Annotated in this window: 10 protein-coding genes and 1 riboswitch; of the genes, 4 read left to right on the plus strand and 6 right to left on the minus strand. The window is 74.4% G+C overall.

Annotated features, from left to right (window positions below):
• Positions 1 to 64: 64 nt before the first annotated feature.
• From cobO to AB0K25_RS19000, 6 genes are all read right to left on the minus strand, one after another.
• The gene (gene cobO, locus AB0K25_RS18975; protein WP_219462465.1) at positions 65 to 676 is read right to left on the minus strand and encodes a cob(I)yrinic acid a,c-diamide adenosyltransferase; all 612 of its coding nucleotides are present in this window, start codon (positions 674 to 676) and stop codon (positions 65 to 67) included.
• A complete protein-coding gene (locus tag AB0K25_RS18980; RefSeq protein ID WP_363821537.1) occupies positions 676 to 2,934 on the minus strand; it encodes a VWA domain-containing protein in 2,259 nt (752 codons plus the stop codon). Before AB0K25_RS18980 ends, cobO begins: the two co-directional genes overlap by 1 nt.
• Before the next feature lie 88 nt (positions 2,935 to 3,022).
• On the minus strand, positions 3,023 to 6,775 hold the full coding sequence (cobN, locus tag AB0K25_RS18985) for a cobaltochelatase subunit CobN (RefSeq protein ID WP_363821412.1): 3,753 nt from the start codon (positions 6,773 to 6,775) through the stop codon (positions 3,023 to 3,025).
• Between the two features lie 308 nt (positions 6,776 to 7,083).
• Positions 7,084 to 7,213: riboswitch (cobalamin riboswitch) on the minus strand.
• Between the two features lie 671 nt (positions 7,214 to 7,884).
• Positions 7,885 to 8,220, minus strand: coding sequence for a hypothetical protein (locus AB0K25_RS18990; protein ID WP_219462468.1), 336 nt, complete (start codon positions 8,218 to 8,220; stop codon positions 7,885 to 7,887).
• A gap of 131 nt (positions 8,221 to 8,351) precedes the next feature.
• Positions 8,352 to 9,245, minus strand: coding sequence for an aldo/keto reductase (locus AB0K25_RS18995; protein WP_208566534.1), 894 nt, complete (start codon positions 9,243 to 9,245; stop codon positions 8,352 to 8,354).
• Positions 9,246 to 9,318: 73 nt separating this feature from the next.
• Entirely contained in the window at positions 9,319 to 10,560 is a 1,242-nt protein-coding gene (locus tag AB0K25_RS19000; RefSeq protein WP_219462470.1) for an MFS transporter, read from the minus strand.
• 532 nt (positions 10,561 to 11,092) lie between these two features.
• Between AB0K25_RS19000 and AB0K25_RS19005 the strand changes: the two genes are divergently transcribed.
• The 4 genes from AB0K25_RS19005 to AB0K25_RS19020 all read left to right on the plus strand — a co-directional run bounded on the left by AB0K25_RS19005 (position 11,093) and on the right by AB0K25_RS19020 (position 13,655).
• Positions 11,093 to 11,899: a DUF3153 domain-containing protein gene (locus AB0K25_RS19005; RefSeq protein ID WP_357536773.1), complete on the plus strand. Its 807-nt coding sequence runs from the start codon at positions 11,093 to 11,095 to the stop codon at positions 11,897 to 11,899.
• 100 nt (positions 11,900 to 11,999) lie between these two features.
• Positions 12,000 to 12,344, plus strand: a complete 345-nt coding sequence (locus tag AB0K25_RS19010; RefSeq protein WP_219462471.1) for a hypothetical protein — start codon at positions 12,000 to 12,002, stop codon at positions 12,342 to 12,344.
• Positions 12,345 to 12,357: 13 nt separating this feature from the next.
• Positions 12,358 to 12,966, plus strand: a complete 609-nt coding sequence (locus AB0K25_RS19015) for a glycine zipper family protein (protein ID WP_363821417.1) — start codon at positions 12,358 to 12,360, stop codon at positions 12,964 to 12,966.
• Entirely contained in the window at positions 12,963 to 13,655 is a 693-nt protein-coding gene (locus tag AB0K25_RS19020; protein WP_357536775.1) for a carboxypeptidase-like regulatory domain-containing protein, read from the plus strand. The genes AB0K25_RS19015 and AB0K25_RS19020 overlap by 4 nt, the downstream gene beginning before the upstream one ends.
• The last annotated feature ends 22 nt before the right edge of the window (positions 13,656 to 13,677 follow it).

The following is a 13,677-nucleotide window of genomic DNA, read 5'->3' on the forward strand; positions in this document are numbered from 1 at the left end:
CCCGGGTGACCGGTCGGCGCGTTGCCCGGCGGGCGGCGCTGGTCGGTGCGGCGGGTCGGTCCGGTCACCACTCGATGCCCTTCTGGCCCTTCTGACCGGCGTCCATCGGGTGCTTGACCTTGGTCAGCTCGGCGACCAGGTCGGCCGCCTCGACCAGGCGCGGGTCGGCGTCCCGGCCGGTGATCACCACGTGTTGGAAGCCGGGCCGGTGGGTGAGGGTGTCGACCACCTCGTCGACGTCCACCCAACCCCACTTCATCGGGTAGGTGAACTCGTCCAGGACGTACAGGCCGTAGCGCTGCGCGGCCAGGTCACGCTGGATCTGCCGCCAGCCCTCCAGGGCGTCGGCGGCGTGGTCGGCCTCGCCGCCGCGCTGGATCCACGACCAGCCCTCGCCCATCTTGTGCCAGGCCACCGGGGCGCCCTGCCCGGTGTCGGCGTGCACCTGGCCGAGGGCCCGGAAGGCGTTCTCCTCACCCACCCGCCACTTGGCGCTCTTGACGAACTGGAACACCCCGATCGGCAGCCCGGCGGTCCAGGCCCGCAGTGCCAGGCCGAACGCGGCGGTGGACTTCCCCTTCATCTGCCCGGTGTGCACGATGGTCAGCGGACGGTGCCGCCGCTGCCGGGTGGTCAACCCGTCGGCGGGGACGTGTTCCGGCTTTCCCTGCGGCATCAGCGCACGCTCCGATTCGCTCCGACGGTGGCGAGCCCGGCCAGCGGGTCGGCGGTGACCGTGTCCAGGCGGTGGTGGGCCGCGCCGAGCTGGTCGGCCAGCCGGCGGGCCAGGTGCAACCGGACCGGGCCGGACTCACAGTCCACCACGACGCAGGGTGCGCCGGTGGCGGCGAGCACCGCCGCCGCGCGCGCCGACCGGTCCAGCGGCCGGTGCCCGGCGGTGGCCCGGCCGTCGGTGACGACCAGCACCAGCGGACGCCGGCGCGGGTCCCGCAGCCGCTGCACCCGCAGCAGGTCGACGGCGGCGAGCAATCCCTCCGCCAACGGGGTACGCCCCCCGGTGGGCAGCTCGGCCAGCCGCGCCGACGCGGCCAGCACCGACGAGGTGGCCGGCAGCAGCACCTGCGCCCCGGAACCCCGGAAGGCGACCACCGCCACCGTGTCCCGACGCTGGTAGGCGTCGGTGAGCAGGGCCAGCACCGCACCCTTGACCGCCGACATCCGCTGCCGCGCGCCCATCGACCCGCTGGCGTCGACCACGAACAGCACCAGGTTGCCCTCGCGGCCCTCCCGGACCGCCTCCCGCAGGTCGTCGGGGCGCAGCAGCAACCGCCCGCCGCACCGGCCCCGCCGGGCCTGGTGCGGGGCGGCGGCACGCAGGGTCGCCGGCAGGTGCACCGTGGCCGGCCGGCCGGCGGGCACCCGCGCGCCGGTGGTCCGCCCGCGCCCGGTCCGGGCCCGCGACCGCCGGCCGGGCACCCCGTCACCCACCCCCGGTGCGGTGAACAACCGGGCCGTCAACCCCCGCTGCGGTACGGCCACCGAGCCGGCGCCCGCCGGGTCACCCGGGTTCGCGGTGCCGCCCTGGCCTGGTCGCCCCGGACGGGCACCGGTGTGCTCGGCGGACCCGTCGTCGGGGCGTCCCGACCGGCCGTCGGCGCGGTGTCCGGTGTCCGGCCCGTCGTCGCCGTCCGGTCCGCCGTCGTCGATGCGGTCCGGCCACCGGTCGTCCCCGGACTGTGGGGAGGCCGGACCGGTCCGGGCGCGCGGGTGGTCGTCGTGGCCCAGCGGACCACCAGCGTCCTGCGGCCCACCGGTGGCATCCTGCGGCCCACCGGCGTCGTCGGGTGGCTGTGGACCGGACCCGCCGCCGGGGCCACCCGTCGAAGGGCCGCCCGGCCCACCGCCGTCCGGGCCGCCGGGGTCACCCGGACCGGCCGGGCCGGTATCCGGCGGATCGTCGTCGGGGTGCTCGTCGCGGGCCCGCTGCAACGCCTCGTCGAGGCGTTTCTCGTCCAGGCCGGGGGTGTCGAACGGGTCACGACGACGCCGGTGCGGCAGGGCCAACCGGGCGGCGACCCGCACGTCGTCGGCGGTCACCCGGTCCCGCCCCTGCCAGGCGGCGTGTGCCACGGCGGTCCGGGCGGTGACGATGTCGGCGCGCATCCCGTCCACGTCGAACGCGGCGCAGACCTCGGCGATCTGCCGCAACGCGGCGTCAGGCAGCAGCACCGCGTCGAGCCGCCCCCGGGCGGCAGCCACCCGGGCGGCCACCTCGGCGTCGGCGGCGGCCCAGCGGGCGGCGAACCCGACCGGGTCCGCGTCGGCGGCGAGCCGGCGGCGCACCACCTCCACCCGGACGACCGGGTCCCGGCTGGCCGCCACCTCGACGGTCAGCCCGAACCGGTCGAGCAGCTGCGGACGCAGCTCACCCTCCTCCGGGTTCATCGTGCCCACCAGCAGGAAGCGGGCGGCGTGACTGACCGAGACGCCCTCCCGTTCGACGTGGCAGCGGCCCATCGCGGCGGCGTCCAGCAGCAGGTCGACCAGGTGGTCGTGGAGCAGGTTCACCTCGTCGACATAGAGCACCCCCCGGTGGGCGGCGGCGAGCAGGCCCGGCTCGAAGGCGCGTACCCCCTCGGCGAGGGCCTTCTCCAGGTCCAACGAGCCGACCACCCGGTCCTCGGCGGCACCGACCGGCAACTCCACCAGCCGGGCCGGACGGCGCTCGACCGACGCGGCGGCCGGGTCCTCGTGCCCGGCGACGCCCGGGTGCGGACCGTCCGGGCAGGTCGGATCCGGGGCGGCCGGGTCGCAGCCGAACCGGCACCCGGCGACCCGGTCCACCGGCGGGAGCAGCGCGGCCAGGGCCCGCACGGCGGTCGACTTGGCGGTGCCCTTCTCGCCCCGCACCAGCACCCCGCCGATCGCCGGGCTGACCGCGTTGAGCAGCAACGCCAACCGCATGTCGTCCATCCCGAGCACGGCCGAGAAGGGAAACCCGCTCACTGTGCTGCTCCGGCTCGCGACTGCGGGGCTCGCAAACCCGGCTCACTCCTCGCGCTCACTGCTTTTCCTCCAGGTCGCCCTCGGTGGCCAGGTACGTCTCCCGCAGCCGGTCCAGGGTGGCGGGCTCCGGCGCGGCCCACAGGCCCCGGTCGGCGGCCTCCAGCAACCGCTCGGTGATGCCGCGCAGCGCCCACGGGTTGGACCGTTCCAGGAACTCCCGGGTCTCCCCGTCGAACAGGTACGCCTCGGCGAGGCGCTCGTACATCCAGTCGTCGACGACACCGGCGGTGGCGTCGTAGCCGAACAGGTAGTCCACGGTGGCGGCCAGCTCGAACGCGCCCTTGTAGCCGTGCCGGCGCATCGCGGCGATCCACTTCGGGTTGACCACCCGGGCCCGGAACACCCGCCGGGTCTCCTCGCCGAGGGTGCGGGTGCGCACGTCGTGCGGCATCGCCGAGTCGCCCACATAGGCGGCCGGGGCGGCCCCGGTCAGGTGCCGCACCATCGCCACCATCCCACCGTGGTACTGGAAATAGTCGTCGGAGTCGACGATGTCGTGCTCGCGGGTGTCCTGGTTCTTGGCCGCCACCGCGATCCGGGCGAAGGACCGTTCCATGTCGGCCCGCGCCTCCCGCCCGTCCAGGCCCCGGCCGTAGGCGTAGCCACCCCAGACGGCGTACACCTCGGCCAGGTCGGCGTCGGTGCGCCAGTTCCGGGCGTCGATCAGCGGCAGCAGCCCCGCCCCGTACGCCCCGGGCTTGGAGCCGAAGATCCGGGCGGTGGCCCGCCGCTCGTCGCCGTGGGTGGCGAGGTCGGCGGCCACGTGCGCGCGCAGGTAGTTGTCCCCGGCCGGCTCGTCGAGGGCGGCGACCAGCCGTACCGCGTCGTCGAGGAGGGCGACGACGTGCGGGAACGCGTCCCGGAAGAAGCCCGAGATGCGGACCGTGACGTCGACCCGGGGCCGGCCCAGTTCCGCCACCGGCACCACCTCGACGCCGGTGACCCGCCGCGACCGGTCGTCCCACACCGGCCGGCAGCCGAGCAGGGCCAGCACCTCGGCGATGTCGTCACCCTGGGTACGCATGGCGCTGGTGCCCCACACGGTCAGCCCGACCGACCGCGGGTACTCGCCGGTGTCGGCGAGGTAGCGGGCGAGTAGCGAGTCGGCCAGCGCGACCCCGACGTCCCAGGCGTTGCGGCTGGGGATCGCCTTCGGGTCGACGGAGTAGAAGTTGCGGCCCGTGGGCAGCACGTTGACCAGCCCCCGGGTGGGCGACCCGGACGGACCGGGGGGCACGAACCGGCCGTCGAGCGCGCCGAGGGTGTGGGTGATCTCGTCGGTGGTGCGGTCCAGCCGGGGCACCACCTCGCGGGCGGCGAACCGCAGCACCTCGGCGGCGTCGGGGCAGGACCCACCGGTCACCTCGGTGACCACCTCGTCGACCCGGGCGGGGTCCCAACCGAGGGTCTCCATGCCGAGGACGAGCCGCCGGGCCAGCCCTTCGATCAGGTCCACCGCGTCGGCGGCGGTGACCGACGGCCCGTCGACGACGTCGGTCAGCGCCGCCGGCACCGCCACCCGCGCCCCGGGCTCGGCGAGCAGCGCCTGCTCGTCGAGGTCGTAGCTGGCGGCGAGGGCCTGACGCAGGCCGGGCAGGGCCTGGGCGCCGCCCCACACCTGGGGGGCGCGCAGCACGGCGAGGACGAGGTTCACCCGGGGCTCACCGGTGGGCACCTCGGCCAGGATGTGCAGCCCGTCGCGGATCTGCACGTCCTTGACCTCGCACAGGTAACCGTCGAGGTGCAGCACGAAGTCGTCGAAGTCGTCGGCGTCGGGCATCGCCTCGGTGTGCAGGTCGTGGTGCAGTTCGGCGACGCGCACCAGCTCCCAGATCTGCCCCCGGACCACCGGCACCTTCGCCGGGTCGAGGGCCTGCACGGTGGCGTACTCGTCCAGCAGTTGTTCGAGTTTCGCCAGGTCGCCGTAGGTCTCGGCGCGGGCCATCGGGGGCACCAGGTGGTCGACGACGACGGCGTGCGCCCGCCGCTTGGCCTGGGTGCCCTCGCCGGGGTCGTTGACGATGAACGGGTAGACCAGCGGCAGGTCGCCGAGGACGGCGTCGGGGGCGCAGTCGGCGGCCAGGCCGAGGCCCTTGCCGGGCAGCCATTCCAGGGTGCCGTGTTTGCCGAGGTGCACCACCGCGTCGGCACCGAACCCGCCGTCGGCGACCGGCGCGGCCAACCACCGGTACGCGGCGAGGTAGTGGTGGCTGGGTGGCAGGTCGGGGTCGTGGTAGATGGCGATCGGGTTCTCACCGAAGCCGCGCGGCGGCTGGATCAGCAGGGTGACGTTGCCGAACCGCAGCCCGGCCAGGACGATGTCACCGTCGTCGGTGTAGAGCTGGCCGGGTGGCTCACCCCAGTGTTCCCGCATCCGGTCCCGCAGGTCGGCCGGCACCTGGTCGAACCAGCGCCGGTAGGTCTCCCCCGGCACCCGGGCCTCGGCGGCGGACAACTGTTGCGGGGTGAGCCACTCGACGTCGTGACCACCGGCGGCGATCAGTGCGTGGATCAGGGCGTCCCCGTCGGTGGGCGGGGGCGCGTCACCGAGGTGGTATCCGGCGGCGGCGAGGGCGGCGAGCAGGCGTACCGCCGAGGCGGGGGTGTCCAGGCCGACGGCGTTGCCGACCCGGGAGTGCTTCGTCGGGTAGGAGCTGAGCACGATCGCCAGCCGCCTGTCGGCGGGGGGCAGGTGCCGCAGCCGGGCCTGTCGGACGGCGATCCCGGCGACCCGGGCGGCCCGCTCGGCGTCGGCGGCGTAGACCGACAGCCCGTCGGCGTCGATGCGTTTGAACGAGAACGGCACGGTGACGATCCGGCCGTCGAACTCGGGGATCGCCACCTGCATCGCCGCGTCCAACGGGGACAGTCCGGCGTCGCTGCCGGCCCACTGGTCCCGGGTGCTGGTGAGGCAGAGCGCCTGGATCACCGGCACGTCGAGGGCGGCGAGCGCGCCGACGTCCCAGGCGTCCTCGTCGCCGCCACCGGAGGCGTCGGCGGCGACCGTCCCCCCGGCGGCGAGGACGGTGACGACGAGCGCGTCGCAGCGGGCGAAGAGGTCCAGCGGCCCGGCACCGGGGGTGAGCCCGCGCAGCGATCCGCAGTAGATCGGCAGCGGGTTCCCCCCGGCCGCGTCGACCGCGTCGGCCAGGGTGTGCACGAAGTCGGTGTTGCCGGCCAGCGCGTGCGCCCGGTAGAACACGATGCCCACCGTGGGCCGCCCGTCGCCGTCCGCCCGCCGCCCGTCCGGCCCGGCCGCCGGTTCCGCCGGGTCGATCGGGTCGACCGGGGCGGTCGGGTCGACCGGGGCGGTCGGGGGTCGACGGTCGAGAATGCCGTACGGCGGGGTGGGGGTGGGCGGGTCGAAGCCCTCACCGGTGAGCAGGACCGTGTCGGACAGGAACCGGGCCAGCTGGGCGAGGTTTGCCGCACCCCCCTCGACCAGGTAGGACAGGGCTTCGGTGGCCACCCCGGAGGTCACCGTGGAGGCCGCCATCAGCTCCGCGTCGGGCACCGCCTCGCCGCCGAGCACGATCGTGGGGACGCCGGAGCCGAGCACCGCCGCGAGGCCGTCCGGCCACGCCTGCCGACCACCGAGCAGCCGTACGACGGCCAGGTCGACCCCGTCGAGCAGGGCCGGCACCGCGTCCACGTCGACCCGGGTGGGGTTGGCGAGCCGGTAGTCGGCGGCGCTGGCCCGGGCGGCGAGCAGATCGGTGTCGGCGGTGGACAGCAGCAGGATGCGCACGTTCGGCTCCGGAGAGTGACGTCCGGCTCGACCACAGGGCCGGGCCGAGCGGGGCGGGAGGGACGCCGGTCAGCGGCGGCGGAGGTACGACGCACCCGCCTGCGGCGGGGTACCCGGACCGGCCGTCAGCGGTACGTGGCAGGCCGACCGCCCCGGCGGCGGCCGGCGACGGTGGGAGAGGTGGGAGCACGCGGCGGCGCGGGCTCGACGGTGATGCAGAAATCACCGACCGTGATGGGGTCGGCAGTGACGCTGTGCGTCATCGGGTCCTCCTCGGGTGTCCACGCCCTGGGGTTCTCCGACGGCCGAAGTATCCTGGCTCCCGGATCGACGCTCACCCCCGGCCTTCCAACCGTGCACGCACGGTCGTGACTCACGAGGGGGGATCGCTCCCCGGTGACAGTGGCGGGACCGCGTCGGAATCGCACCGACTTCCTTCACTGCCGTCAGGCCGCGAATGCTGCCATACTCCTCACCCCGAGGTCAACGGTGGCCACCGGCCCCGCGACGGCACCGATCGACCCCTGTGGCGAGGCCGGCAGCCGCCCGCCCCGCGCATCCCACGGGTGGGTCCGGCCCCGCCCGACGGCCGACCCGCAGCCGCCCCGTGCGGCGCACCCGCAGATCCTCCGAGGCGACCCGCAACCCGCCTGAGGGAGGTCCGCCGGCCGCCACCAGCCGGTGCGGAGCCGATCGAGGCACCCATCCCGGGACCGACCGTCCCGGGACCGACCGTCCCGGGACCGACCGTCCCGGGACCGACCGTCCCGGGACCGACCGTCCCGGGACCGACCGTCCCGGGGCCGACCGTCCCTGGCGGTCGGAACACCTCTCTCGCACCCTGTCGAGCTGATGACGTCAACGACTCGGGGTCGGCACGGTCCGACCCGACCGGACGGGCGTCGGGCCGGGCCGTCCCACCCGGGGGGACCGATCCGTCACCGTCATCAGCTCGAAAGGGCCCGCGACGACATACCCACACACCCCTGGCCCGCAGCCGCCGGCGCGGCCAACGGCCGCGCCCACCACCACGGCCGCACCCCACGGCCCGCCCCCACAGACACCCACCCCGCAGACCCCTGGCCACCCTCTACGCAGCGGCTGAGGGGTCAGCGGAGGCGACGCTCGGGGTGGGTCCGGTTCCAGGCCCGCATCCGCTCCGGGTATCCGGTCTTCGCCGCCTCGTAGAGGGGCACCGCGTGCCGGTGGGCCAGCTTCGCCGCCGTACGTGGGGAGCCGGTGCGGCGGCGGATCCACTCCCCGTCGTGCGCGATCGCCACCACTGTGGTGTCGGTGGCGGTCGTCTCGGGTTCGAGATAGAACTCCACCCCCCGGTGGGCGGCCACGAAGTCCGCCAACGCGGTCAGGTCGTCCCGGGTGGCCTCCCGATCGAGCTTGGTCGGGATGCCCTCGTCAGCCCGGGTCCGTCGGCTGAACCAGCCCATCTGCCCGTCCTCTCCTCGGCGTCCCTCCAGTGGAACACCCCTGCCTGGCAGGGCGCTGCGAGCCCGGTGACAACCGGCTGGACGGGGCAGACCTCGACGCCCCCGGGCGTACGCGCCACGCCCGGGACCGTTCAGCCCAGGGCGGCCAGCTCGTCGGGGGTGAGTCGCAGCGCGGCGGCTGCGACGTTCTCGGCGAGGTGGGCCGGGTCACCGGTACCGGGGATGGCCAGCACGTGCGGGCCCTGGTGCAGCGTCCAGGCGAGGCGTACCTGCTGCGGGGTGGCGTCGTGGGCGCGGGCGACGGCGCGTACGGCCGCGTCGTGGTCGGTACGTGCCCCGCCTTCGCGGTTGACGCCGGTCAGGGAGAAGAACGGCACGTAGGCGATCCCCCGGGCACCGCACTCGCGGACCATGGCGTCCTGGTCGCCGCGGTTGTCCAGGGCGTAGTTGTTCTGCACGCAGACCACCGGGGCGATGGTCTGCGCCTCGTCGAGGTGGTCGACGCGGACGTTGGACAGGCCCAGGTGCCGGATCAGACCGGCGTCGCGCAGCTCGGCCAGCGCACCGAAGCGTTCGGCCACGGAGTCCGGCGCGGGCCGCTTGACGATCCGCAGGTTGACCAGGTCGAGGTGGTCGCGGCCGAGCCGACGCAGGTTCTCCTCCACCTGGGCGCGCAGCTGCGCCGGGCTGGCCTCCTCGCGCGTGCCGGTCGTCGGGTCGGCCCGGAAGCCGACCTTGGTGGCGATGACCAGCCCTTCCGGGTACGGGGCGAGGGCGGCACGGATCAGTTCGGTGGCGTACCGGGCGGGGCCGGTGCCGACCTTCAGGGTGCCGCCCGGCGAGACGTAGAACGCGGCGGTGTCGATGTGGTCGACGCCCAGTTCGACGGCCCGGCGCAGGACGCGCAGCGCCCGGTCCCGGTCGGGGTGGGCGGTGAGCCGCATCGAGCCGAAGCCCATCCGGTGCACGGTGCGGTCGCCCAGGGTCCAGCGGCCCGCCGCTGCGGCGGTGATCTCAGTTGGCATCCGGCGACCCTAGCCAGCGGCGACGACCCGGCGTAACGGCCGCGCACCCGATACCGGTGCGGGCCGGGAACTGTTAGTTTTTCTGTACTGGAGCGGTGTGTTCCGACGGCCCGACGCCGGCCGGTGGACGAGTCGCCGGCACCAGGGCCAGCGTCGGGATCAGCAGCACCGGCACCACCAGCAGGGCATGCAGGATGCCGACGTGGTCACCGAGCAGGCCCAGCAGCGGCGGGCTGGCCAGGAACGACGTGTAACCGATCACCGCGACGACGCTGACCCGGGCGGGGGCGTGCTCCTCGTCGTCGGCGGCGGCGCTCATCCCGACCGGGAAGCCGAGCGACGCGCCGAGCCCCCAGAGGACCACCCCGACGACGGCCAGCGGGCCGGAGCCGGCCAGCACCGCCAGCAGCGAGCCGGCGGCGGCCAGCAGGATCGTGCCGATCAGCACCGGCACCCGGCCCCAGCGGTCGATGGCCACGGTGCCGACGGTCCGGCCGATGGTCATGCCGGCGACGAAGACCCCGAAGACGGCTGCCCCGGCGGCCTCGCTGACCCCGTAGCCGTCGACGAAGGCGACCGCCAGCCAGTCGTTGGCGCTGCCCTCGGTGAACGCCATCACCAGCACCAGTGCGCCGATGAGCAGGGTGCGCGGCTCCCGCCAGGCCGCGAGCAGGCCACCCCGGCGGGCCGACGCGGCACCGTCCGCGGTGGAGGCGGGCAGGGCGGGCAGGAAGTTCCGCGCCCCGAGCAGGGTGCCGCCGAGCACCACCGCCGCCAGCACCGCCAGGTGGACGGTGATCGGCACACCGAGCCGGGCCGCACCCGCGCCCAGCCCGGCACCGGCCACCGAGCCGAGGCTCCAGGCGGCGTGGAAGCGGGGCAGGATGGTGCGGCCCAGCCGTTTCTCCACCGCCGCGCCCTCGACGTTCATGCCCACGTCGCAGGTGCCGGAGCCGTAGCCCAGGGCGAACAGGCCGACCGCGACGCCGGGCAGCGAGCCGAGCGGGGTGGCGACGCCCACCCCGGCCAGCCCGACCGCGACCAGCACGGTGGAGGCGACGACGGTGCGGGCCGGGCCGAGCCGCTGGGTCACCAGGCCGGCGCTGGTCAGCGCCAGCACCGCGCCGCCGGACATGGCCAGCAGCAGCAGGCCGAGCCGGCCGGCGCTGAGGCCGAGCGCGTCGCGGACCGCCGGGACCCGGGAGAACCAGCTGGCCACGGCGAGGCCGTTGAGGGCGAAGACCACCGCGACTCCGGTACGGGCGGCCCGCACCACCCGGGGCGCGACGGTACGGGGCTCGGTGGCGGCGTTCACGGCAGTGCGGTCCCTTCGGCCGGGGGCCCGTCCCCGGGGTGGGCACGACGGTCCTCACCGGAGATCTCACACCGGTTTCGTCACGGCCACAAGCACGATGTGCCCCTTACCGCAGCCCACTGCCCCGACGCCCCCACCCCCACCCCGCCCCCCACCCCCACCCACTCAACGCCCCCGCCCCCGGCTTTCCCCGGTGATCAAGAGGTTTGCGTCACCTGCCGAGGATTTTCTGACGCAAACCTCTTGATCACCAAGCGGGGTACGGACCCAAGGGGGCGGGGACGGGGGTAGGGGGTGGGAGTGGGAGTGGGAGGGTCGGTTGTTTCGGGTTGGTGCCGTCGGGGTTCGATGCGGATCCGGTGCGCGCGGAAACGGAGCGGATAGTGTCGACAATGGTGGTCAACCGTCCAGGATATCTGCCTTTCACCATTTCCGTACTGTCCGAACAGTTGGGCATTCCGGTAAGATCGGAGACAGGCGGATGACCGATCTAGGACTGCCGACTGTGAAGTGGATCACACACAATGTGACCATGACAACCGGACTCTGGCGCGGCCGGGCGGTACGGGCGGTGGCGTGCCTCGCCCTGGTGGCGTCGCTCGCCGGCTGCATGCAACTCAACCTCGGCCTGACCGTCAACGCCGACGACACCATCGACGGGCAACTCCTGTTGACCGCGGACAGGTCCGTGCTCAGCAACCGCAACAAGAACATCGCGGTGGCCTACGCCGAACTGCGGGAGAACATTCCCAGCCTCCCCGTCGGCGAGGAGACCGTCTACCAGGACGAGCGTTACTACGGCGCGCAGATCACCTATCGGCACACCCCGTTGAAGGATTTCACCAGCGAGAGTGTGAATCTTGTCCGCGACGGTGATCTCTATCGTTTCAGCCTGCCGCTCGATCCCAAGAAATACGGCGGAAAAGTGGCCGAGCAGAATCCACAGAACCAGCAGGCGTTCATGCAGCTGATGTCGTTCGAGATATCCGTGACCTTTCCCGGGCGGGTGATCGACACCAACGGCACCCTCAGCGGGCGCTCGGTCAGCTGGAAGGTCGTGGCCAACCAGCCCAAGCCGGCCGAGCTACGGGCGATCGCCGAGGCCCCGCCCCGGCCGACCCCGTCGGCCACCCCGGTCGCCGCCGCCGGCGACGACGACCCGGGTTCCTTCCCCTGGCTGCTGGTGGCCGGTGCGGTCCTGCTCCTGCTGCTGGCCGGTGGGGTGGTCACCGTGCTGCTGCGCCGCCGCGCCCGTGCCACCACCGTCCCGTCCACCCCGCCGGGCCCGACCGGCACCACGGACGGGGCCGCACCGACCGATCGTCCGGGGCCGGTCTGACCCCGGCACACCACCACGGCACCCGGGCGGCCCGCCCCACCGGCCGTCGCACCTCACCACCCGCACCTACCCTCCCCGCACCACTCGAAGGGAGATCGCCGTGAACGATCTCTTCACCTGGGCCGCTCTCGGCAGTGTGGCCGGCGCCAGCGCCGCCACCCTGCTCACCGCCAACGTCGTCGGCGGACTGATCGGCCCGAACAGCGACAAGGCCCGCAAGTGGATCGCCCTGGGCGTCGCGCTGACCCTGTCGTACGCCACCGCGGCGTTCGCCACCGGGGCCGGCGGCGAGAAGTGGCTGATCGCGTTCTTCAACGGCCTGGTCATCTTCTCCGCCGCGCTGGGCGTCAACCAGCTGCCGCCCGGCAACCGGCAGCCGACCCAGGCGTCGGCCGGCCAGCTCGCCCAGGGGCGCGAGCCCCGCTTCGTCCGTTCCTGGGTCTGAGCGGAGGCGCGTCATGATCTTCGGAATCATCAGCGCCGCCGTCCACGTCCTGTGCGGGGCGACGCTCGGGGTCCTCACCGGCGGACCGGTCGGCCTGCTCGTCGGGGCGGTCGTCGGCCTGCTCGTCGGCGTCCCGTTCGGCTGGTCGGTCGCCGCCGCCCGGGTGTACGGCCCGGACGCCCGGGGCGTGCTGCTCTTCGTCGTCGACCACACCTGGAGCCTGCCGAACACCGCCGTCGGGGCGCTCTACCTCGCCCTGCACCTGGTCTTCGGCCACTCGCTGGACCGGCCCACCTCGCAGCACAGCTGCCGGGTCAACCTGGTCGAGGGGGTGTCCCCGCGCTACGCCACCACCATCGGCACCGTCTGCGCCGGGTCCGGCCCCGGCATCCAACGCCACGAGGACGTGCACATCTTCCAGGCCCGGCTGCTCGGGCCGCTCTACCTGCCGCTGGTCGTCGGAAACTACGTCCTGTTCACCGTCGCCCCGGTGTGGCTGCTCTGGCACGACCACACCAACGCCCCGATCAACCGGTTCACCCGGTACTTCGAGATCGGCGTCTACCCGCACGTGTGGAACGAGGCCATCGCGTACCGCATCCAGGGGACGCCGCCGCGATGACCGGCGACGGGCGGGGACCGGTCGAGGCGGCCACCGCCGCGCTGGCGGCCTGGCTGGCCGGGGTGGCCGGCGAGGACGTCCCGGTCGGCCCGCCCACCGACGGGGGTGCCGGGTTGACCCTGTGGCCGCTCGCCCTGCGGCCGGCCCGGCAGACCCGGGGCACCGGCACCCGGGAACCGTACCGGTTCACGATCCGCTACCTGGTCAGCGCCGCCGGTCCGACTGCGCTGGCCGGGTTGGACCGGGTCCTGACCGCCGCCGCCGAGGCGGGCGAACCGGAACTGGTCCTGGAGGCCGGCGACCCGGCGCTGTGGGTGACCCTGGGCGTCACCCCCCGCCCGGCGCTGCTGGTCGACGTGCCGGCCCAGGTGACACCCGCGTCGCCGGTCGCACCACCGGTGCTGCACCCGCTGCGGTTGCACCGGCTGGCCCTGCGGGACCTGGCCGGCCGGGTGGTCGGCCCGCAGCAGCAGCCGTTGGCGGCGCTGCGGGTGGAACTGGTCGGCACCCCGTACGCCACCCACACCGACGCGGGCGGCCGGTTCCGGATCGCCGGGGTCCCGCACGACCCGGAGCACCCCGGACGACCGGTCCGGCTGCGCCTGGTCGGCCGGGGCCGCACCCTCACCGCCGAGGTCGACCCGGCCGACGCGGACCTCGTCATCGTCTGCGAACCCCCGGCCCGCTGACCCGGACCGCCCGCGTACAGGA

The sequence above is a fragment of the Micromonospora sp. NPDC049257 genome, from assembly GCF_040678915.1.
Classification (GTDB): domain Bacteria; phylum Actinomycetota; class Actinomycetes; order Mycobacteriales; family Micromonosporaceae; genus Micromonospora; species Micromonospora antibiotica.

What these genes read in the sequence shown, in the direction of transcription:
- AB0K25_RS19005 (WP_357536773.1), top strand. Translation starts at nt 11,093, where the DNA reads ATGACAACCGGACTCTGGCGCGGCCGGGCGGTACGGGCGGTGGCGTGC.
- AB0K25_RS19015 (WP_363821417.1), top strand. Translation starts at nt 12,358, where the DNA reads ATGATCTTCGGAATCATCAGCGCCGCCGTCCACGTCCTGTGCGGGGCG.
- AB0K25_RS18980 (WP_363821537.1), bottom strand. Translation starts at nt 2,934, where the DNA reads ATGGACGACATGCGGTTGGCGTTGCTGCTCAACGCGGTCAGCCCGGCG.
- AB0K25_RS18995 (WP_208566534.1), bottom strand. Translation starts at nt 9,245, where the DNA reads ATGCCAACTGAGATCACCGCCGCAGCGGCGGGCCGCTGGACCCTGGGC.
- AB0K25_RS19020 (WP_357536775.1), top strand. Translation starts at nt 12,963, where the DNA reads ATGACCGGCGACGGGCGGGGACCGGTCGAGGCGGCCACCGCCGCGCTG.
- cobO (WP_219462465.1), bottom strand. Translation starts at nt 676, where the DNA reads ATGCCGCAGGGAAAGCCGGAACACGTCCCCGCCGACGGGTTGACCACC.
- AB0K25_RS18990 (WP_219462468.1), bottom strand. Translation starts at nt 8,220, where the DNA reads ATGGGCTGGTTCAGCCGACGGACCCGGGCTGACGAGGGCATCCCGACC.